16 protein-coding genes and 1 pseudogene are annotated in these 21,109 nt (G+C 70.7%); 7 read left to right on the forward strand and 10 right to left on the reverse strand.

Annotated features, from left to right (window positions below; all coding sequences use genetic code 11):
- Positions 1–140: 140 nt before the first annotated feature.
- Together ACLVWQ_RS20085 and ACLVWQ_RS20090 are read left to right on the forward strand one after the other, a co-directional pair.
- A complete protein-coding gene (locus tag ACLVWQ_RS20085; protein ID WP_414110291.1) occupies positions 141–1,160 on the forward strand; it encodes an ATP-binding cassette domain-containing protein in 1,020 nt (339 codons plus the stop codon).
- On the forward strand, positions 1,157–2,002 hold the full coding sequence (locus tag ACLVWQ_RS20090) for an ABC transporter permease (RefSeq protein WP_414110292.1): 846 nt from the start codon (positions 1,157–1,159) through the stop codon (positions 2,000–2,002). The genes ACLVWQ_RS20085 and ACLVWQ_RS20090 overlap by 4 nt, the downstream gene beginning before the upstream one ends.
- A gap of 183 nt (positions 2,003–2,185) precedes the next feature.
- On the opposite strand, the gene greA is transcribed toward ACLVWQ_RS20090, so the two are convergent.
- On the reverse strand, positions 2,186–2,683 hold the full coding sequence (greA, locus tag ACLVWQ_RS20095; RefSeq protein WP_414110293.1) for a transcription elongation factor GreA: 498 nt from the start codon (positions 2,681–2,683) through the stop codon (positions 2,186–2,188).
- A 246-nt stretch (positions 2,684–2,929) separates the two neighbouring features.
- The gene (locus ACLVWQ_RS20100) at positions 2,930–3,322 is read right to left on the reverse strand and encodes a DUF4307 domain-containing protein (protein WP_414110294.1); all 393 of its coding nucleotides are present in this window, start codon (positions 3,320–3,322) and stop codon (positions 2,930–2,932) included.
- 125 nt (positions 3,323–3,447) lie between these two features.
- Here ACLVWQ_RS20100 and mca point away from each other — a divergent pair, with 125 nt between their 5' ends.
- Together mca and ACLVWQ_RS20110 are read left to right on the forward strand one after the other, a co-directional pair.
- On the forward strand, positions 3,448–4,329 hold the full coding sequence (gene mca, locus ACLVWQ_RS20105; RefSeq protein ID WP_414110295.1) for a mycothiol conjugate amidase Mca: 882 nt from the start codon (positions 3,448–3,450) through the stop codon (positions 4,327–4,329).
- Positions 4,322–4,579, forward strand: coding sequence for a hypothetical protein (locus ACLVWQ_RS20110; protein ID WP_414110296.1), 258 nt, complete (start codon positions 4,322–4,324; stop codon positions 4,577–4,579). Before mca ends, ACLVWQ_RS20110 begins: the two co-directional genes overlap by 8 nt.
- A 682-nt stretch (positions 4,580–5,261) precedes the next feature.
- Here ACLVWQ_RS20110 and ACLVWQ_RS20115 read toward each other — a convergent pair.
- Positions 5,262–8,465, reverse strand: a complete 3,204-nt coding sequence (locus tag ACLVWQ_RS20115; protein ID WP_414110297.1) for a tetratricopeptide repeat protein — start codon at positions 8,463–8,465, stop codon at positions 5,262–5,264.
- A 263-nt stretch (positions 8,466–8,728) separates the two neighbouring features.
- On the opposite strand from ACLVWQ_RS20115, the gene ACLVWQ_RS20120 reads away from it, so the two are divergent.
- Positions 8,729–10,762: a thioredoxin domain-containing protein gene (locus tag ACLVWQ_RS20120; protein ID WP_414110298.1), complete on the forward strand. Its 2,034-nt coding sequence runs from the start codon at positions 8,729–8,731 to the stop codon at positions 10,760–10,762.
- A 45-nt stretch (positions 10,763–10,807) separates the two neighbouring features.
- Here ACLVWQ_RS20120 and ACLVWQ_RS20125 read toward each other — a convergent pair whose 3' ends face one another.
- Together ACLVWQ_RS20125 and trhA are read right to left on the reverse strand one after the other, a co-directional pair.
- Positions 10,808–11,434 carry a TetR/AcrR family transcriptional regulator gene (locus ACLVWQ_RS20125; protein WP_414110300.1) on the reverse strand — a complete coding sequence of 209 codons (627 nt, stop codon included), beginning with the start codon at positions 11,432–11,434 and terminating at the stop codon, positions 10,808–10,810.
- A gap of 199 nt (positions 11,435–11,633) precedes the next feature.
- Positions 11,634–12,347, reverse strand: coding sequence for a PAQR family membrane homeostasis protein TrhA (gene trhA, locus ACLVWQ_RS20130; RefSeq protein WP_414110301.1), 714 nt, complete (start codon positions 12,345–12,347; stop codon positions 11,634–11,636).
- Between the two features lie 279 nt (positions 12,348–12,626).
- Here trhA and ACLVWQ_RS20135 point away from each other — a divergent pair, with 279 nt between their 5' ends.
- Positions 12,627–14,498, forward strand: a complete 1,872-nt coding sequence (locus ACLVWQ_RS20135; protein ID WP_414110302.1) for a phosphoenolpyruvate carboxykinase (GTP) — start codon at positions 12,627–12,629, stop codon at positions 14,496–14,498.
- Between the two features lie 58 nt (positions 14,499–14,556).
- On the opposite strand, the pseudogene ACLVWQ_RS20140 reads toward ACLVWQ_RS20135, so the two are convergent.
- The 3 genes and pseudogenes from ACLVWQ_RS20140 to ACLVWQ_RS20150 all read right to left on the reverse strand — a co-directional run.
- Positions 14,557–15,047, reverse strand: a pseudogene (locus ACLVWQ_RS20140) (vWA domain-containing protein); the annotation flags it as partial.
- Between the two features lie 144 nt (positions 15,048–15,191).
- Complete coding sequence (locus ACLVWQ_RS20145) at positions 15,192–15,608, reverse strand: hypothetical protein (protein WP_414110303.1); 417 nt, start codon at positions 15,606–15,608, stop codon at positions 15,192–15,194.
- Positions 15,609–15,746: 138 nt separating this feature from the next.
- Positions 15,747–16,958, reverse strand: a complete 1,212-nt coding sequence (locus ACLVWQ_RS20150) for a pyridoxal phosphate-dependent aminotransferase (RefSeq protein ID WP_414110304.1) — start codon at positions 16,956–16,958, stop codon at positions 15,747–15,749.
- 247 nt (positions 16,959–17,205) lie between these two features.
- Between ACLVWQ_RS20150 and ACLVWQ_RS20155 the strand changes: the two genes are divergently transcribed.
- Complete coding sequence (locus ACLVWQ_RS20155) at positions 17,206–18,057, forward strand: S1 family peptidase (protein ID WP_414110306.1); 852 nt, start codon at positions 17,206–17,208, stop codon at positions 18,055–18,057.
- 18 nt (positions 18,058–18,075) lie between these two features.
- On the opposite strand, the gene ACLVWQ_RS20160 is transcribed toward ACLVWQ_RS20155, so the two are convergent.
- Both ACLVWQ_RS20160 and ACLVWQ_RS20165 read right to left on the reverse strand, forming a co-directional pair.
- Positions 18,076–19,704 carry an N-acyl-D-amino-acid deacylase family protein gene (locus ACLVWQ_RS20160; RefSeq protein ID WP_414110307.1) on the reverse strand — a complete coding sequence of 543 codons (1,629 nt, stop codon included), beginning with the start codon at positions 19,702–19,704 and terminating at the stop codon, positions 18,076–18,078.
- A 9-nt stretch (positions 19,705–19,713) separates the two neighbouring features.
- Positions 19,714–20,994, reverse strand: a complete 1,281-nt coding sequence (locus ACLVWQ_RS20165; protein WP_414110308.1) for an amino acid deaminase — start codon at positions 20,992–20,994, stop codon at positions 19,714–19,716.
- Between the last annotated feature and the right edge of the window lie 115 nt (positions 20,995–21,109).

Below are 21,109 nucleotides of genomic sequence, written 5' to 3' on the forward strand. Positions count from 1 at the left end.
GTGTGGTTCTCGTCACTGATGCCCCGACCGCCTGTGTGGATATTCGCTCGCCCAGGTGGGGCAAAGTAGGTGAAACTCATCACCTCGCTCGAACTTCTCACATACTTTCCGATGGACACCCGACCACTGGGGGGACTCTTATGCCAGGCGCCATCTACGCCGAAGGCCTGGTGAAGACCTTCGGCGACGTAAGGGCTCTGGACGGCGTCGATCTCGATGTCCCGGAGGGCACGGTCCTCGGCCTCCTCGGGCCGAACGGAGCGGGCAAGACCACCGCCGTCCGCTGCCTCACCACCCTGCTCCGCCCCGACCGCGGCAAGGCGGTCGTCGCGGGCATCGACGTACTGAAGAACCCGAACGAGGTACGACGCTCGATCGGCCTGTCCGGCCAGTTCGCCGCAGTCGACGAGTATCTGACCGGCCGCGAGAACCTCCAGATGGTCGGCAGGCTCTACCAGATGAGGTCGAAGCAGGCGAAGGCCCGCGCCGTCGAACTGCTGGAGCAGTTCAACCTCACGGAGGCCGCCGACCGCACGGCGAAGACCTACTCGGGCGGTATGCGCCGACGCCTCGACCTCGCGGCCGCGCTCGTCGTCTCGCCGCCGGTCATGTTCATGGACGAGCCGACGACCGGCCTCGACCCGCGCAACCGCCAGCAGCTCTGGGAGGTCATCAAGCAACTGGTCTCGGGCGGTACGACGCTGCTGCTGACCACCCAGTACCTCGAAGAGGCCGACCACCTCGCGCACGACATCTGCGTCGTCGACCACGGCCGGGTCATCGCCCGCGGCACCTCCGACCAGCTCAAGGCCCGTACCGGCGGCGAGCGCGTGGAGGTCGTCGTGCACGACCGCGAGCACATCGCGACCGCCGCCGAGGTCCTGCGGGGCTTCGGCAAGGGCGAGACCACCGTCGAGGAGCACACCCGCCGGCTCACCGTGCCCGTCACCGGCGGCGCGAAGCTCCTCGCGGAGGTCATCCGCGAGCTGGACATCCGCGGCATCGAGATCGACGACATCGGTCTGCGCCGCCCCACCCTCGACGACGTCTTCCTGTCCCTGACGGGCCACCTCGCCGAGCAGCGGGACGAGGGCACCGGCGACGCGCCCGGCGCCACCGAGCCCAAGGACCACGAGCGCAAGAAGGAGGCTTCCCAGTGAGCATCGTCACCGACGCCGTGCGGACCGCGGTCCCGGGCGGCTCCCTCGGCCAGGCCGTCCGGGACTCCCTGGTCGTCGCCCAGCGGAACTTGATCCGCATGACCCGGATCCCCGAGATAATCCTGTTCGGACTCATTCAGCCGATCATGTTCGTGGTGCTGTTCGCGTACGTGTTCGGCGGCTCCATGAACATCGGCGGGAGCACCGACGCCAGCACCTACCGCGAGTTCCTGATGGCCGGCATCTTCGCGCAGACCGTCACCTTCGCCACCGCGGGCGCCGGAGCGGGCATCGCGGACGACATGCACAAGGGGCTCATCGACCGGTTCCGTTCCCTGCCGATGGCGCGCGGCGCGGTGCTGACCGGGCGCACACTCGCCGACCTGGTCCAGACGGCCCTCACCCTGCTCGTACTGGCCCTGGTCGCCCTGCTGGTCGGCTGGCGCACGCACGCGGGGATCGGCGAGGCGCTCGGTGCCTTCGGCCTGCTGCTCCTCCTCGGGTACGCGTTCACCTGGGTCGGCGCGCTCATCGGCCTGTCGGTACGCACTCCGGAGGCGGCCACCTCGGGCGGGCTGATCTGGCTCTTCCCGGTCACCTTCATCTCGAACGCGTTCGTCGACTCCAGCCGGATGACGCCCTGGCTGCGGCACATCGCCGACTGGAACCCGTTCAGCGCCACGGTGCAGGCCTGCCGCGAGCTCTTCGGCAACCCCGGGGTCTCACCGTCGGACGCCTGGCCCATGCAGCACCCCGTCTGGGCCTCGCTGATCTGGTCGGTCCTGATCATCGTGGTCTTCCGGACCCTGGCGGTGCGGAAGTACCGCTCGGCGTCGGCATGAGCGAGCGGCGCCGGGGCGAGTGGGTACGCGCCGGTGCGACGACGTGACGAACGGCGAAACCCCCGGTGCGCTCGTGGGCACCGGGGGCTTCGACAGGGCGACGCAGGGACAAGGCCGCGACGCGTGGGACAAGGCGACGCTGGGACAGGACACCGCGCGGGCGGGGCCGCGCGCGGGTCGGAGTTACTCGGAGTACGGCTTGGCTTCGAGGACCTTCACCGAGGAGAGCTTGCCGTTCGGCAGCTCGTACTGCGCTTCCTCGCCGATCCGCTTGCCGTTCACACCGGAGCCCAGCGGGGACTGCGGTGAGTACGTCTCGATGTCGGTGCTCGCGTATTCACGCGAAGCGAGCAGGAACGTGAGCGTGTCGTCCTCGTCGCCGTCGAAGGCGATGGTCACGACCATGCCCGGCGCCACCGCACCATCGGCCGCCGGAGCCTCGCCCACCTTGGCGTTCTCCAGGAGCTGGGTCAGCTGGCGCACGCGCAGCTCCTGCTTGCCCTGCTCCTCCTTGGCCGCGTGGTACCCGCCGTTCTCGCGCAGGTCGCCCTCCTCGCGCGCGGCCGCGATCTTGGCGGCGATCTCCGTGCGCGCAGGACCAGACAGGTGATCCAGCTCGGCCTTGAGCTGGTTGTACGCCTCCTGGGTCAGCCAGGTGACGTTCTCGCTGGTCTGGGTCACAGGTGCTCCTCGTAGGTACTGGGAATACAAAGCATCGCCCTACCCAGAAGAATGTTCCTTCTCGGGTGGGCGAAACCACGAGCCTAACAATTCACGGCCGGAAGGGGGAGGACATAAGCCCGCAGAATTACATCCACGCAGGTCAGTGCGGAGTTGTCGTACTCGGCGTACGTCGGTGTCGGGCGTGGTCCGGCGTAGCCGGGCCCCGCACGGCCGGGCGGGACCCGAAGCGGGCCCGTCCCGCGGTCAGTTCGCGTGACAGCCGAGCAGCTCCGCGGTCGTGCCGGGGGCCGTCGTGCGGAGGGTGAGGACCTTGTCGACGCGGTTCGCGTCCTGGTCGAAGCGGAAGTCCGCGCGGCCCACCTCGGCGCCGTCCTCGGCCTGGGAGCGGATCGTGCAGTAGCCCGTCACCCCCGAGTCCTTGCGGACCTCCAGGTGCACCTTCACGGCGGAGTCCGAGGCGGCGAAGCTGATGACCTCGGCGCTGATCTTGTTGCCGGCCACGTAGTGGAAGGCGAAGTAGCCGACCAGCACGAGCAGTGCCGCCCCGAGCACGGAGCCGATGACCTTGAGCTTGCGGTCGGCTCGCTCGTCCGCGGAGCGGCCGTACCGGCCCTCGGGCAGCTGCACCGTACTCATGATCGTCCTCTCCGAGGCGGGTACGCGGGGCAGGGCCCGGAATTTTTCGCCCGCCGATTCGGTCACTATAGAAGCGCCGACCGCGCCGTTTCACATTGGGGCGCCGACTTGCTGAGGATTGAGTTTTGACTGATCAGTTGCGACTGATGGCCGTTCACGCCCACCCCGACGACGAGTCGTCGAAGGGTGCGGCCACCATGGCGAAGTACGTGTCCGAGGGGGTGGACGTGCTGGTCGTGACCTGCACCGGCGGGGAGCGTGGCTCCATCCTCAACCCCAAGCTGCAGGGCGACAAGTACGTCGAGGAGAACATCCACGAGGTGCGCAGGAAGGAGATGGACGAGGCCCGCGAGATCCTCGGGGTCAAGCAGGAGTGGCTCGGTTTTGTCGACTCCGGCCTGCCCGAGGGCGATCCGCTGCCGCCGCTGCCCGACGGGTGCTTCGCGCTGGAGGACGTCGACAAGGCCGCCGGTGAGCTCGTCCGCAAGATCCGCGCCTTCCGTCCGCAGGTGATCACCACCTACGACGAGAACGGCGGGTATCCGCACCCGGACCACATCATGACCCACAAGATCTCGATGGTGGCGTTCGAGGGTGCGGCCGACGCCCAGAAGTACCCGGAGTCCGAGTTCGGCCCGGCCTTCCGGGCGCAGAAGCTCTACTACAACCAGGGGTTCAACCGCCCGCGCACCGAGGCGCTGCACAACGCGCTGCTGGCCCGGGGGCTTGAGTCGCCGTACGGGGACTGGCTCAAACGGTGGGAGGAGTCCGACCACGTCGAGCGCACGCTGACGACGCACGTGCCGTGCGCGGACTTCTTCGAGATCCGTGACAAGGCGCTCATCGCGCACGCCACGCAGATCGACCCCGACGGGGGCTGGTTCCGCATTCCCATGGAGGTCCAGCAGGAGATCTGGCCGACGGAGGAGTACGAGCTGGCGAAGTCCCTCGTCGATACGTCCCTCCCCGAGCACGACCTCTTCGCGGGCATCCGCGACAATGCCTGACATGAGCGCAAGCCTGGCACTGACGCACCTCGTCCCTCTCGCCAAGGAGGTCGACGAGAACAAGGTCACCCCCGGTGTCCTCGGCTTCATCGTCTTCGCGGTGATGGCCCTGGCGGTATGGGGCCTCATGAAGTCGATGAACCGGCACATGGGCAAGGTCGACTTCAAGGAGGACACCGACCCGAAGGCCCCGGCCTCCGACAGGGCGCCGACCGGCCCCGGGGGGAAGGCTTCGCCGGCGAAGGGCTGATCCTTGGCGGCTGCCGCCTGCCGGCCGCCCGGCGCCCGGTCATCCGGCAGGCCGCCCAATGCCGATGCCGGTTGTCGAGGCGTCGGTCGGCCGCACAGTAGGTCTGCCTCGGATGCCGGATGCCGGATGCCGGATGCCGGATGCCGGATGCCGGATGCCGGGGGGTCGGACGCGGGTTGCCGACCGCTTGGCGCTGGTTTGTCGGGTGCCGCGTCGATGGACGATCCAGCCCTGGACGTTGCCGGGCGCGGACCCTTGGGGAGCCGGATGCCGATGCTGATGCCGGTCGTCGGGGGCGTCGGACAACCGGGTCGTGTGAGGCGGGCCTCGGACGGCGGACGGCGGACCATCGGGCCGCCAGCCGCCAGCCGCCAGCCGCCAGCCGCCAGATGCCGGTGGCCGGAAGCGGGTCGTCGGATTGCTGGTTGTCGGCCGCCGGGTGCCGAAGGCGCGGCGTCGGTTGTCGGGTCGCCGGCACCGGCTGGCTGGCTGCTGACCGCCGGACGCCAGGTCGTCCGGGTGTCGGTCCGCCGAGACCGGACGGGTGGGTCGACGGGCGGCGACCGGCGTGGGTGGTCCGGTTCGGTGGTGTCATCGGGTCGGTCAAACCCGGGGTTCGCCCCGCGGGGGAACCCCGGGTACCAGACCTGCTGCCGCGCTGGACGCCCACCCGGCGGCGTGCTTACGTGCGCTGTGCCGTGACCGCCACCCCCATGACCTCCCGCGCGTGGCGGTTGGGGACCATGCCCAGGCGCCACGCCTGCCAGCCGGCCTCCAGGTCGGCTCCGCGTTCCAGGAGGAGCTGGTACGCCTCGATGTAGTCGTCCAGTTTGCCGTCGCGGGCCGGGTGACCTGAGCGGGTCAGCTGGGACAGCTCCTCCTGGGCCACGGCCGTACCCACCTCGACCCCGCCGGGGGAGGCGTACGGCAGGAGCGTGCAGCGCAGGAAGCGGGCCCAGTCCTCGCCACGGCGGTCGCCGTAGGACGCGAACAGCGAGGCCGCCTCGTCGCACAGGACCAGCGCCGGCTGCGTACGGGCGTTCCCCGCGTCCACCACCGCCAGCTCCAGACAGGTCCAGGCCTCGCCGTGGGCCACACCGATCCGCTGGAAGTCGGCACGGGCGTCCACCAGGAGCTGCCGGGCGAACCCCGAGTTCCGCAGCGAGCCGGTCTGCGCGGCCCGCTGGTCACGGGTCACCCGCGCCGAATGGTGACGGGCGCACGCCAGACCGTAGACGTCGCGGATCCGCGAGAACATCGTCCGGGACCGCTCCAGCTCACGGACCGCCTGGTCGAGGTGGCCCGTCTCCTCCAGCGCCTGGCCCAGGTAGTACACCGTCCAGGCCTCGCCACGGGAGTCCTCGTTGTCGCGGTGCCGGGAGGCCGCCTGGCGCAGCGCGTCCACCGCGGACGACGGGTCGCCGTCGACCATCCGGGCCCGCGCCAGCTGGGTCAGCGCCCAGGCCTCACCCCGGGTGTCGCGCGTGCGCCCGTACAGGCGCAGGGCCTCACGCAGTTCGGACTCGGCGCGCGGCACGTCACCCATGCGCAGGCTCAGCTGGCCGAGCTGGAAGTGGGTCCACGCCTCGCCGTGCACGGACTCGCCCTCGCGGTGCAGGGCCAGGGCCTGGGTGAGGAGGTCCAGGGCCTCGCGCAGCCGCGCCCGGTCCCGCTCCACGGCCGCCAGTGCGTGCATCGTCCAGGCGCGGTCGGCGGCGAGGTCGGGGGAGGCCTGGAGGTCGAGGGCCTCCTGGAGCTTCACCGCCGCCTCGGTGAGGTTCCCCTGGTGGTGCAGGGTGATGCCGAGCGAACCCAGCGCCCGTGCCGCGCCCGCGTCGTGGTGGGCCTCGAAGTAGAGGTCGACCACCGATGTCAGCGTCGTACGGGCCTTGTCGAGTTCGCCGAGCTGCCGGGCCGCGATGCCCGTACGCCACTGGACCGAGCGCACGAGGAGCCCCTGGTCGACGGCCTGCGTCAACTCGCTGATCTCACCCAGGCGGTAGAGGTCGCCGCGCAGCAGGCAGTAGTCGCACAGCGCGCCCAGGAGATTGAGCACCGCGGCCTGGCTGACCCCCTCCGCGTGCCGCAGGGCCGCCGTGATGAAGCTCGACTCGTCGTCCAGCCAGCGCAGCGCCCCCTCCAGCGAGGTGAACCCGTGCGGGCCGAACTGGTCCGCGCGCGTGGACGTCTTGCCGTCGACCAGCCGGATCACCGCGTCGGCGAGTTCCCCGTAGTTCACGATGAGACGTTCCTGCGCGGCGGTGCGCTCGGCGGGTTCCTCCTCGTCGAGCAGGCGGGCCTGCGCGAAGGCGCGGACGAGATCGTGCAGGCGGTAACGGCTGCCGCGGACATGGTCGATCAACCCCGCGCGGGCCAGGGCGTCCAGATGGCGGGCCGCCTCCGGCTCGTCCGTGGCGAGCAGGGCGGCCGCCGCGGCGGCACCCAGCGAGGCGCGGCCCGCCAGGGCCAGCCGCCGCAGCAGCCGCCGCGCCATGTCCGGCTGGTCCGTGTAGCGCAGCCACAGCACCCGCTCGACCGGCTCGACGGGACCGTACGCCGCCAGGTCGGTGGCGAGCCTGCGCGGGGTGCGCGGGCCCAGCGAGGAACCCGCGATCCGCAGCGCCAGCGGCAGCCCGCCGCACAACTCCCTCACCTCGTCGGAGGCTTCGGCGTCGTACGGCGCCGAGTCGTCCTGCGCGGACGCCTTCAGGAGTTCCTCGGCGCCCGGCGCGGCCAGCGGCTCCACCGCGAGCTGGTGCACCCAGGCGGGCAGGTCGGCCGGCAGGTCGAGGGGTTTGCGGGCGGTGACGACGACGAGGCTGTCGGAGCGCTCCGGGACCAGCGTGCGTACCTGCTCGATGTCGTCGGCGTCGTCCAGCACGATCGTCACGGGCAGACCGGTCAGGTGCTGGTGGTAGAGCTCGGCGAGCCGCCGTACCTGCTGGTCCTGCGAGGAACGCTCCCGGAACAGGAGCTGCTCACGGGGCGCGCCCAGCCGGTTCAGCAGGTGGAGCAGCGCGTCGCGGGTGGTCAGCGGCGCCTCCTCCGCGCTGCCGCCACGCAGGTCCACCACGCACGCGCCGCGGAACTGGTCCTTGAGTTCGTGCGCGGCCCGCACGGCGAGCGTGCTGCGGCCGGAGCCGGGCGCGCCGTACAGGACGACCATCGTCGGTTTGGTCTCCGTGCTCGCGCGGGCCGCGTGCACCCACTGCGTGATCCGCAGCAGCTCCTGGCGGCGGCCGGCGAACGGGCCGACCGGCTCGGGCAGTTGACCGAAGGACTGCTCCAGGACGTTGCGCCTGCGGGCCGCCGCGCTCTTGTCCGTGCGCCGCAGCTGCGGTGCGCCCTTCTTCGCCCCGGTGGCGGCGTTGAACACCCGCTGCTGGTCGAAGAACGGCCGGATCCCGCGGATCTCCAGGGCGGTCAGCCAGGCCAGCCGCAGCTGCTGGGGGCCGCCGGGCTGGCCCAGGGCGCCCGCCCGGCGGCTCGCGGCCGGCAGATGGGAGGCCGTCACCTTCGCCACCGTGGCCGCCGCGCCCGCGACGCCGACGACCACGCCCGCGCCCACCGCCGTGCCCGTGCCGGTGCCGAGCGCCAGGTCCGCCACCAGGGCCGTGAGCGCCGCGACGGACGCCACCAGCAGGGGTGTTCCGGCGCCCTCGCGGGCGTAGCGCTGCCCGAAGGTCAGCCGGCCGGCCTCCGCCTCGTCCAGCGCCTTCGTGTAGGCGTCGTACTCCTCGGCCGCGGACTGCGCCATGGTGTCGAGCGAGGCCCGTGCCCGCGACAGCAGTACGCTCCCGTCGACCCGGCCACCCGACCGACGGACCTCTTCCTCCACGGCCCGGACCAACAGCCGTTCGGCCTCCGCCCGATGGCTGTCCCGCATCTGGTGTCCCCCTCCGGCAGCAACTTCCTTACTCGCCAGTGTCCTTCGTGCGGGGCGAGAGCGCGAGGGGGCGGCGATCACGGAGCGGACGGACCGACGGACACGGCGCGGACCGGCGACCACGGCGCGGGCCGGCCGGGCCCCGGCCGCCGTCGCGATCCGCCAGGAGCGGTCGTCCGGGCGTCGTCCGGGCGTCGTCCGGGTGGTCGTCCCGGGCGGAGGCGTCCCACGGTGGTCATGTCCCGTCAGGCAGGATGGACCACATGCCGAACCGACTGGCCCACGAGACGTCCCCCTACCTCCTGCAGCACGCCGACAACCCCGTCGACTGGTGGCCCTGGTCGGCGGAGGCGTTCGAAGAGGCGCGGCGCCGGGGCGTCCCGGTGCTGCTGAGCGTCGGGTACTCCTCCTGCCACTGGTGCCACGTCATGGCGCACGAGTCGTTCGAGGACCAGGAGACCGCCGACCGCCTCAACGCGCACTTCGTCGCCGTCAAGGTCGACCGCGAGGAGCGGCCCGACGTCGACGCGGTCTACATGGAGGCCGTGCAGGCGGCGACCGGGCAGGGCGGCTGGCCCATGACCGTGTTCCTCACCCCCGACGCCGAGCCGTTCTACTTCGGCACCTACTTCCCGCCCGAGCCCCGGCACGGGAGCCCCTCCTTCCGGCAGGTCCTCGAAGGCGTGCACAGCGCGTGGACCGACCGGCGGGGCGAGGTCGACGAGGTCGCCGGGAAGATCGTGCGCGACCTCGCCGGGCGGGAGATCGGCTTCGGCGACGCGCAGGTGCCCGGCGAGGGGGAGCTGGCGCAGGCGCTGCTCGGGCTCACCCGGGAGTACGACGCCGCGCACGGCGGTTTCGGCGGGGCGCCCAAGTTCCCGCCGTCCATGGCCGTCGAGTTCCTGCTGCGCCACCACGCCCGCACCGGGTCCGAGGGCGCGCTGCAGATGGCCGCCGACACCTGTGAGCGGATGGCCCGCGGCGGTATCTACGACCAGCTCGGCGGCGGTTTCGCCCGCTACTCCGTCGACCGCGAGTGGGTCGTGCCGCACTTCGAGAAGATGCTCTACGACAACGCGCTGCTGTGCCGGGTGTACGCGCACCTGTGGCGCTCCACCGGCTCCGATCTGGCCCGCCGGGTCGCCCTGGAGACCGCCGACTTCATGGTCCGCGAACTGCGCACGAACGAGGGCGGGTTCGCCTCCGCGCTCGACGCGGACAGCGACGACGGTACGGGCAAGCACGTCGAGGGCGCCTACTACGTGTGGACGCCGCAGGAGCTGCGCGAGGTGCTCGGCGAGCAGGACGCCGAACTCGCCGCCGACTACTTCGGTGTGACCGAGGAGGGCACGTTCGAGGAGGGCGCCTCCGTGCTGCAACTGCCGCAGCGCGAGGGCGTGTTCGACGCCGCGCGGATCGAGTCCGTGAAGGCCCGGCTGAAGGAGGCCCGCGACGGGCGCCCCGCCCCGGGCCGCGACGACAAGATCGTCGCCGCCTGGAACGGGCTGGCCGTCGCCGCGCTGGCCGAGACCGGCGCGTACTTCGACCGGCCCGACCTGATCGACGCGGCGCTCGGCGCGGCCGACCTCCTCGTCCGGCTCCATCTGGACGAGCACGCGCGGCTGGCCCGTACGAGCATGGACGGCCGGGCCGGCGCCCACGCGGGGGTGCTGGAGGACTACGCGGACGTCGCCGAGGGGTTCCTCGCGCTCGCCTCGGTCACCGGTGAAGGAGTCTGGCTGGAGTTCGCCGGCTTCCTGCTCGACCACGTCCTCGTGCAGTTCACCGACGAGGAGTCAGGGGGGCTGTACGACACGGCCGCCGACGCCGAGAAGCTCATCAGGCGCCCGCAGGACCCGACCGACAACGCCACGCCCTCGGGCTGGAGCGCCGCCGCCGGAGCCCTGCTGAGCTACGCCGCCCAGACCGGCTCGGAGCCCCATCGCCGTACCGCGGAACGGGCGCTGGGCGTGGTGAAGGCGCTCGGCCCGCGCGCCCCGCGCTTCATCGGCTGGGGCCTGGCCACCGCCGAGGCCCTGCTCGACGGGCCGCGCGAGGTGGCCGTGGTCGGACCGCTCGACGCCCCGGCCACCAAGGACCTCCACCGCGTCGCGCTCCTCGCCACCGCACCCGGCGCGGTCGTCGCCGTGGGGACTCCGGACAGTGACGAACTGCCCCTGCTCGCACACCGGTCACTCATCGACGGCGAACCGACCGCGTATGTCTGCCGCAACTTCACCTGTGACGCCCCGACGACCGACCTCGACCGCCTCCGCACGGCACTGGAGCACGGCTGAGCGAACGGCGGTCGGGCAGCCGGTGTGCGACGACGACGGGGTCGGTCACGCTCCGAGGCCGTGGCCCAGGACGTCCAGGGCCCGGTCGACCAGGGTGGCGAGGTCGTCCTCGTGCTGGTGCTCGGCCCAGTACAGGGACACCTCGATCAGTCCGCCGACGAGGGACATCGCGAAGACACGCACCTCGAAGCTGTCGGGTGCCCGGCCGGTGCGCTCGGCGAGGACCCGGCAGAGCAGACGGCCGGTGACGGACATGCTCTCCAGCATCCGGGAGCGCACGGCCGGCACCTCGACCATGAGCCGGGTCCGTAGCCGGGTCACCTCGGGGTCCTCGGCGGCCTCGACGCCGACGGCCCGCCGCAGCACGTACCGCAGGGACTCCAGCCACGGCTCGTCCGCCGGGCGGGCGCGCAGCTCCGCCGCCAGGAGCGCCTCGTACTCGTCCGTGAGGACGATGTCCTCCTTGGCCGGGAAGTAGCGGAAGACCGTGGACGGCGACACCTCGGCGAGTTCGGCGATCTGCTCGATCGTCGTCGCGTCGTAGCCCTGCTCCTGGATCAGCCGGTACGTCGCGTCGCGGATCGCCGTCCGTGTCTTGGTCTTCTTCCGCTCGCGGAGCCCCGGCCGGGGGCGGTCGGGGGCGGTGGCGGGTGAGGTACGTGCGGCCGTCATGCGGTCATTGTCGGCCATCGGCCGGGGCGGGGGCCATCGCCGGGTCGGTGACGCCTTGCTCGCCGGTGCTCGCGCCGATCTTCGGAGGCGGGTACGCGAAAGGGCCCCACCGTGCGATGCGGTGGGGCCCTTTCGTCGAAGGGCTGTTGCCGGGTTGTCGGGTTGCTGGTTCCTGGCGTCGGTGCCGGTGCCGGTGGGGCTATCCGTACTGGTAGGCCACCATCGAGATGCCGATGTAGTGCGCGATGAACGCCGCGAGGGTGAACGAGTGGAAGACCTCGTGGAAGCCGAACCAGCGTGGTGACGGGTTGGGGCGCTTGAGCGCGTAGATCACGCCGCCGGCGCTGTAGAGGAGTCCGCCCACGATCACCAGGACCAGTACGGCGATGCCGCCGGCCCGCATGAAGTCGGGGAGGAAGAAGACGGCCGCCCAGCCCATCGCGATGTAGCAGGGGGTGTACAGCCAGCGCGGGGCGCCGATCCAGAAGACCCGGAAGGCGATGCCCGCGATCGCCGCTCCCCAGATGCCCCACAGGAGCCACTGACCCTTGCTCTCCGGGAGCAGCAGCATCGTCAGCGGGGTGTAGGAGCCCGCGATGATCAGGAAGATGTTCGCGTGGTCGAGGCGGCGCAGCACGCCGTCCATGCGCGGGCTCCAGGTGCCGCGGTGGTAGATCGCACTGACCCCGAACAGCAGGCAGGCCGTGAGGACGAAGATCGCGCAGGCCGCACGCGCGCGGGTCGAACCGGCGAGCGCGGTCAGCGCCAGACCGGAGACGAGGACCGCGGGGAACATCCCGGCGTGCAGCCAGCCACGCAGTCTCGGTTTGACGGGGTGCGGCAGGGAGAGCGCTTCGGCGACGCGGTCGACGACCGGGGTGTCCGCTGAGGCGTCGGGGCGGGGCGCAGTCATGGGATCCATCGTACCTACGGAACCGTAGGTTACGTGTCAGTCCATCCGTAAGAAGGAGCGGAGCGGCCGGCGAGTGGCGATGCTCACGCTGCTCACGTGTGAGGCCCTCTGGACATATGGGCGGACGCATCGGATGATCAAATGAGTGCGGTCGGCACCGGATGAGCGCCAGGAAGATCGATTTGGGCCGGAAAGATCGGTAAGGGTCGGTTCCATGAAGCATCCGGGTCGCAGCCCCCACGGGGCACAACAACAAAAACCCCTCATCTAGGAGCGATCGTGGCGCGCGACATCGCGGCTCCCTCTTCCCTCACCGTCCCCAGCACAGCCGTCCCCACCACCGCAGTCCCCGGCACAGCCCCCACCGACCACCGGGGACTGATCGCGTGGGTCGACGAGATCGCCGAACTCACCCAGCCGGACCGTGTGGTCTGGTGCGACGGCTCGGAAGCCGAGTACGAGCGACTGAGCGAAGAGCTCGTCGCCAAGGGCACCTTCAGGAAGCTCGACCCGATCAAGCGCCCCAACTCCTACTACGCGGCCTCCGACCCGACCGATGTCGCGCGGGTCGAGGACCGTACGTTCATCTGCTCCGAGAAGGAGCAGGACGCGGGCCCCACCAACCACTGGAAGGCCCCCGCCGAGATGCGGGAGATCTTCAGCGGAGAGCAGGGCGTCTTCCGCGGCTCGATGAAGGGCCGGACGATGTACGTCGTCCCGTTCTGCATGGGCCCGCTCGGCTCCGACCTCTCCGCGATCGGCGTGGAGATCACCGACTCCGCGTACGTCGCCGTGTCCATGCGCACCATGACCCGCATGGGCCGCGCGGTCCTGGACGAGCTCGGCTCCGACGGCTTCTTCGTGCGTGCCGTGCACACGCTCGGGGCGCCGCTGGCCGCCGGCGAGGCGGACGTGCCGTGGCCCTGCAACTCCACGAAGTACATCTCCCACTTCCCCGAGACGCGCGAGATCTGGTCGTACGGCTCCGGCTACGGCGGCAACGCGCTGCTCGGCAAGAAGTGCTACGCCCTGCGCATCGCCTCCGTGATGGCCCGCGACGAGGGCTGGCTGGCCGAGCACATGCTGATCCTCAAACTCACACCCCCGCAGGGTGAGTCGAAGTACGTGGCGGCGGCCTTCCCCTCGGCCTGCGGCAAGACGAACCTCGCGATGCTGGAGCCGACGGTCCGCGGCTGGACCGTCGAGACCATCGGCGACGACATCGCCTGGATGCGCTTCGGCGAGGACGGTCGGCTGTACGCCATCAACCCCGAGGCCGGTTTCTTCGGCGTCGCGCCCGGCACCGGCGAACACACCAACGCCAACGCCATGAAGACGCTGTGGGGCAACTCCGTCTTCACCAACGTCGCCCTGACCGACGACAACGACGTCTGGTGGGAGGGCATGACGGAGGAGACCCCGGCCCACCTCACGGACTGGAAGGGCAACGACTGGACCCCGGAGTCCACCACGCCCGCCGCGCACCCCAACGCCCGCTTCACCGTGCCCGCCTCGCAGTGCCCGATCATCGCGCCCGAGTGGGAGGACCCCCGGGGCGTGCCGATCTCGGCGATCCTCTTCGGCGGCCGGCGCGCCACGGCCGTACCGCTGGTGACGGAGTCCTTCGACTGGAACCACGGCGTGTTCCTCGGCGCGAACGTCGCCTCCGAGAAGACCGCCGCCGCCGAGGGCAAGGTCGGTGAGCTGCGCCGCGACCCGTTCGCCATGCTGCCGTTCTGCGGCTACAACATGGGCGACTACATGGGTCACTGGGTCGACGTCGCCAAGGGCAAGGACCAGTCCAAGCTCCCGAAGATCTACTACGTCAACTGGTTCCGCAAGAACGACGCGGGCAAGTTCGTCTGGCCCGGCTTCGGTGAGAACAGCCGCGTCCTGAAGTGGATCGTGGACCGGCTGGACGGCAGGGCGGAGGGCGTGGAGACGCCGATCGGCGTGCTGCCGGCGAAGGGCGCGCTCGACACGGAGGGTCTGGGACTCTCCGAGTCCGACCTCGACTTCCTCCTCACGGTCGACCCGGAGGTGTGGCGGGAGGAGGCGGCGCTGGTCCCGGACCACCTGAACACGTTCGGCGACCACACACCGGTGGAACTGTGGGACGAGTACCGGGCCCTGGTGAAGCGCCTGGGCTAGAAAAGACTGCGCAGTTCCCCGCGCCCCCACATGGGGGCGCGGGGAACTGCGCAGTCTTTCAGCGGGGTCCGGGGCGGCAGCCCCAGGGACGGGACGGGAAGATCTCCTTGAAGGCGCCGTCCAGCGAGCCCTGCCGGGCGTCGAACAGACGGCCGCCGGTCAGGTCGGCGATGTGGGCCGGCTCGTCGCGGTCGGAGTCGCCGAAGAGGATCGGGAAGACGGGGATCCGCCGTTCGTCTCGGGCAGCCGCCCGTAGAAGCCGTCGAACCGCGCGGGGCTCTCACCCGCGGTGTTCTCGCCGTCCGTCATCAGCACGATCGACGTGAACGTGTCGTCGTCGGCGCCCAGCCGCTCGTACGCCTTCCCCAGCGACGTGTAGATCGCCGTGTCGCCGTCGGCGGTGAGCGCCCCGGTGTCACGGCGGATCTCGGCGAGCCCCGAGGACGGATCCTCGGGCCGCACCACATGCGTGCGCACGCTCTTGACCGCTGAGCCGAACGGCATCAGCGTCACCTCCTCGCGTTCGCGGAAGTCGCCGGTGAGGTCGGAACGGGTGCGTCCCGCATCGGCGTACGCGCACGCACGAAGGCAGGAAGGGCCGCACCCGTACGGGTGCGGCCCTTCCTGCCTTCGGGGCACCCGGCCCGCGTGTCGCTGCGGATGTGCGCGGACCGGGGCCGATCGGGGTGGGACTCAGCGGGCGGTGAGCGCGGGCGCCTCGGCGGACGCCACATGCGCGTCCATCCGCTCGGCGGCCAGGATCGCCGCCGCCGTGTCCGCACGGGACGCCGCGACGACGAGGGCCCGGCCGGCGAGGGCGTGCGCCCGCTGGTGGAGCCCGGCGGGCAGTACTTCACGGCCGGCGGCGGAGCCCGCCGCGCGGACCGGCAGACGGCCCCCGCGCAGGCGGGTCACCTGCGTGGCCAGCCGTTCCGCGGCGACATCGAGCGCGGCCGACGGTTCGAGCTCGCGGAGCTCGTCCGTGACCGCGAGCAGGGCCGCCAGATGACCGGCGAGCTGGATGTCCAGCTCCTCCTCGCGCGACCGGTGGGGAAAGTCGGCGGTGCCGGCCATCGTGTGGACCGACTTGGTGCGGATCGGTTCGTACATGGGAGATGGCCTCCTGTGCTCTGACAGGAAACCATCCTAGCTTGGATTTCGTCTAAAGTTGAGCAGGTTCAGAAAGCGGAGGCGTCCGGCCACTCCCTGTGACCGAGCCCGGACGCGGGCGGGAAAGGCGGCCGGACGTCAGCTCTGGCCGTACCCGTCCAGGAAGTTCCCGATCCGGGTCACCGCGTCCGTCAGATCCTGGGTGTTGGGCAGGGTGACGACCCGGAAATGGTCTGGTTCCGGCCAGTTGAAGCCCGTTCCCTGCACCACCATGATCTTCTCGGACCGCAGCAGGTCCAGCACCATCCGCCGGTCGTCCTTGATCTTGAAGACCTTCGGATCGAGGCGCGGGAAGAGATAGAGCGCCCCCTTCGGCTTCACGCACGTCACGCCCGGGATCTGCGTCAGCAGCCCGTGCGCCACGTCCCGCTGCTCCACCAGCCGCCCGCCGGGGAGGACCAGCTCGTTGATGGTCTGGCGGCCGCTGAGGGCGGCGACCACACCGTGCTGGCCCGGCATGTTCGCGCACAGCCGCATGTTCGCGAGGATCGTCAGCCCCTCGATGTACGAGTCGGCGTGCGCCCGCGGCCCGGAGATCGCCATCCAGCCGACCCGGTAGCCGGCCACGCGGTACGCCTTCGACATCCCGTTGAAGGTGAGCGTCAGCAGGTCGGGGGCGATCTTGGCGGTCGGGGTGTGCACGGCGTCGTCGTAGAGGATCTTGTCGTAGATCTCGTCCGAGCAGACCAGCAGGTTGTGGCGGCGGGCGATGTCGGTGAGGCCGCGCACCATGGCCTCGTCGTAGACCGCGCCCGTCGGGTTGTTCGGGTTGATGATCACGAGCGCCTTGGTGCGGTCGGTGACCTTCCGCTCCACGTCGGCGAGGTCGGGCATCCAGTCGGACTGCTCGTCGCAGCGGTAGTGCACGGCCGTGCCGCCGGACAGGGAGACGGCCGCGGTCCACAGCGGGTAGTCCGGCGCGGGTACGAGCACCTCGTCGCCGTCGTCCAGCAGGCCCTGCATGGCCATCACGATCAGCTCGGACACGCCGTTGCCGATGAAGACGTGCTCGACGTCTGTCTCTATGCCCAGCGTCTGGTTGTGCATGACCACGGCGCGGCGGGCGGCGAGGAGGCCCTTCGCGTCGCCGTAGCCGTGCGCCGAGGACACGTTGCGGAGGATGTCCTCCAGGATCTCCGGCGGGCACTCGAAGCCGAACGCGGCGGGGTTTCCGGTGTTGAGCTTGAGGATCCGATGGCCGGCTGCTTCCAGCCGCATCGCCTCCTCGAGGACCGGGCCGCGGATCTCGTAACAGACGTTGGCGAGCTTGGTCGACTGGATCACCTGCATGTCGGTGAGCTTACGACCGAGTAACGCTTCTCGCGTCGTGTTTTCCACCACGTGAGACGGCGTGGCGCTGTGGAGCCTTGTCCGTTGCGGCTGACGCCACCCGGAGGCGGCGGGTCTGTCTGCGTCCGGGCCGGTGGCTGGAATTCGCTCCTTGTTCGGTGGGGGTCCTCGCTTAAGGATGTGCATGACAAAAACGGGAAGCGGTCGGAAGATCTTCGGCCGCTCACGTCACACGAGGGGACCCCACATGAAGAAGCCTCTCCTTGCCGCGCTCGGCGCCCTGATGATCGCGGGGGCGGGCCTGGCGGCACCGGCGGCAGCCGCCACGGAGACGTCGGACGGGACCAGGGCGCCCGCCGCCGTACAGGCCGTCACCTTCGCCGGCACCGTGTCGCTCAGCAACTGTTCCGGCTCCGTCGTGCGCTTCCCCGACTCGCAGGACGACGACCCGGCGCTGGTCATGTCGAACGGCCACTGCCTGGAGACCGGCTTCCCCGCGGCCGGCGAGGTCATCGTCGACCAGGCCTCCAGCCGCACCTTCGGCCTGCTGAACTCCGCCGGCACCCGCGTCGCCACCCTGCGGGCCAGCAAGATCGCGTACGCCACGATGACCGACACGGACGTCTCGCTCTACCAGCTCACCACCACGTACGGGCAGATCGTGAGCTCGTACGGGATCAGCCCGCTGACGCTCGACGACACCCACCCGGTGGCCGGCACCGCCATCACGGTCGTCTCCGGCTACTGGAAGCGGACGTACGCCTGCGACGTCGACGGCTTCGCCTACCGCCTCAAGGAAGGCGCCTGGACCTGGAAGGACTCGGTCCGCTACACCTCCGCCTGCCAGACCATCGGCGGCACGTCGGGCTCACCCGTCGTCGACAACGCCACCGGCCACGTCGTCGCCGTCAACAACACCGGCAACGAGGACGGCGGGCGCTGCACCGACAACAACCCCTGCGAGGTCGACGAGGCCGGCAACGTCACCGTCCGCGAGGGCATCAACTACGGCCAGGAGACCTACCAGATACCGGCCTGCTTCGGGCTCGACAGCAAGCTGGACCTGGACGCGAGCGGCTGCGTCCTGCCCAAGCCGTGATCCGGTGGGGCGCGGTGGTCAGCCGGTGGCGCTCCGGCGAACCGCCCGCCCCGCCAGCACATCGGTCCGGCGGCCGTCCTCGATGACGAGACGGCCGTCGACGACGACGTACGGGATGCCGGTCGGGAGCCTACGCGGCGCGTCGAAGGTCGACCCCGCGGCGACGGTCTCCGGGTCGAAGAGGACCAGGTCGGCCCGGTACCCCTCACGCACCAGACCGCGATCCGGCAGCCGCAGCCGCGCCGCGGGCCGTGACGTCAGATGGGCGACACACTCCTCAAGACCGAGAACGCCCAACTCCCGCACATACCGCCCGAGATACTGCGGGAAGGTGCCGTAGGCGCGCGGATGAGGCTTGTCACCGCGCAGGATGCCGTCGGATCCACCCGTATGGATACGGTGCCGCATGATCTCCTGCACGTTCTCCTCGTGCCCCACGTGCTGCAGGATCGTGGACCCGAGCCCGTCGTCGAGCAGCAGCCGGCGAGCGGTGACCCAGGGCGCCTCGCCCCGGTCCTCGGCGGACTGCTGAACCGTCCGCCCCACATGGGACGCGAGCGCGGGGTCGTTCACCCCCGAGATCTCGATGGTGTCCCACTCGATGGGCACACCGTGGCACCCGTCCGCGCCCACCACCTCCATGTGATGGCGGATCCGCTCGGCGATCTCGTCGTCCTTCAGCCGGGCGAGGATCGACTCGGGCCCGCCCTCGCTCGCCCAACTCGGCAGCATCGCCACCAGAGTCGTACAGCCCGGGGTGTAGGGGTACGTGTCCAGGCTGATGTCCGCCCCGCCGGCGAGGGCCTCGTCGAGGAGGGCCAGCAGATCGGGCCCCTTCCCCTTGTTCACCCCGAAGTTCATGGTGGCGTGGGCCAGATGGAGCGGGCACCCCGCCTCCCGCGTCAGATCCACCATCTCCCGGTACGCGTCCAGGGCACCGGCTCCGTACGAACGGTGGTGCGGACAGTAGTAACCGCCGTACTCCGCCACCACCCGGCACAGCTCGGTCAGCTCGGCGTCCTTGGCGTACATGCCGGGCGTGTACGTCAGCCCGGACGACATGCCGACGGCACCCTCACGCATCCCCTGGGCGACCAGCTCCCGCATCCGGTCGAGCTCCCGGGGCGTGGCCTCCCGGTCGTCCCAGCCGACGGCGAGCATCCGCACGGAACCCTGCGGGATCAGATAGGCGGCGTTGACGGCGATGCCCTCACCGCCGAAACCGTGATCCAGCCGGTCCAGGTATTCACCCACGGTGCGCCAGCTGAAGTCGATGTCGTCCCCGTCACCGTTCCACCCGGTGATCGCCTTGCGGACCTCGCCCAGTGTCCGCTCGTCCACGGGGGCGTACGACAGCCCGTCCTGCCCGATGACCTCCAGGGTGACGCCCTGCGCGGCCTTCGCGGTGTGTTCGGGGTCCCGCAGCAGGGCGAGGTCGCTGTGGGCGTGCATGTCGATGAAGCCGGGCGACAGGACGAGCCCCTCGGCGTCCAGCACCTGCCGGGCGACGGGCCGCAGACATCCGGCGGCGGCCGCCTCCTGGACGATCGTCGTGATCCGCCCGCCCTCGATGCCCACGTCGGCGCGGTAGGAGGGGCCTCCGCTGCCGTCGACGACGTCCACGTCTCGGATGACCAGATCCATCATGGCGGGCTCCTAGAAGTAGGTGCGGATGTAGTCGACGACCGTGCCGTCGTGCTCGACCACGGGGATCAGCTGCCACTTGTCGAAGGAGGTGCAGGGGTGCGAGAGCCCCATGCCCACCCAGTCCCCGACCTCCAGTTCACTGCCCTCACCGGTCCTGATCCAGGCGTGCTGATCGGAGAGCCCGGTGACGGTGACACCGTCCGCGGGCCGCTCCCCGCCGTTCCCCCGCACCACCTGGACCAGGGGCAGATCCAGGTCGTACGCGGCGTCGCGCTTGCCGGCGTTGGCGAAGGCCTGCTCGGCCGAGGGCCGGGAGACGACCTGGGCCCAGAGCCGGAAGGCGGGGTGCAGGGACCCCTCCTCGGGAATCCGGACGAAGGGCGTCACCTCACGATAGTGACCGTCGTCGTGCGAGACATAGGCACCGGAGCGCAGCAGCTTCACCACGGGCAGCGAGAGTTCGGGAAGCTCGGCGAAGACATCGGCGACGGCGTCGAACCACGCACTGCCCCCGGCGCTCACCACGATCTCCCCGAGCCCCGAGAAGCGCCCGCCCTTGTCGAACTCCAGGGCCAGGGCGGTCAACCGCCGCAACCAGGCCCGCACCCGCTCAGGATCGGCGTCCGGCACCTCACCCTCGTACCCCGCGACGCCCACCAGCCGCAGTGTGCCCGCACCGGCGACCGCGTCGGCGACGACCCCGCACTCGGCCTCGGTCCGCACACCGGTCCGGGCACCCTCACCGGCGGCGAGCTCGACCACCACATCCACCGGCCGTGCGGCGCCGGCCTTCCGCAGAGCGGCGTCCATCAGCTCGACCCCGCGCACGGAGTCGACGTAACAGACAAAACGAAAGTCGGGGTCGGCGTCGAGCTGAGCGGAGACCCAGGCGAGCGCGGCGGGATCCACCAGCTCGTTGGCCAGGAAGACCCGCTGGACACCGAAGGCACGGGCCACCCGCACCTGGTGCGGCACGGCGAGGGTGATGCCCCAGGCGCCGTGCTCGATCTGCCGCTGGAAGAGCTGGGGGGCCATCGAGGTCTTGCCGTGCGGCGCGAAGACCAGACCGTGCCGGGCGGCGTACGTCTCCATGAGCCGCAGATTGTGCTCCAGCCGCTCGGCGTCGAGGGCCAGTACCGGCGTGGTGAAGCCCCCGCTGAACAGATTGCGTCGCTGGGCGGCCAGCTCGCCGACCGTCAGCCCCTCGGCGTCGGGCGGGAGGCCCTTGAAGCGGTGATCGACGCGCTCGTCCGCGAGCGCGGCAAGACGGTCCGCAGAGTCGGCGGCCATGGAGCCTCCCAGATCAGGACCGTTGCGTTCTCTGCAACAGTCATTGCGTATAACGCTTACTGCTGTCTAACATCTCGGCCAACGCCGGGTCAACGGAGCCGCCCGGACCCGGGAC

Source organism: Streptomyces sp. CWNU-52B (genome assembly GCF_047444975.1).
Lineage (GTDB): Bacteria > Actinomycetota > Actinomycetes > Streptomycetales > Streptomycetaceae > Streptomyces.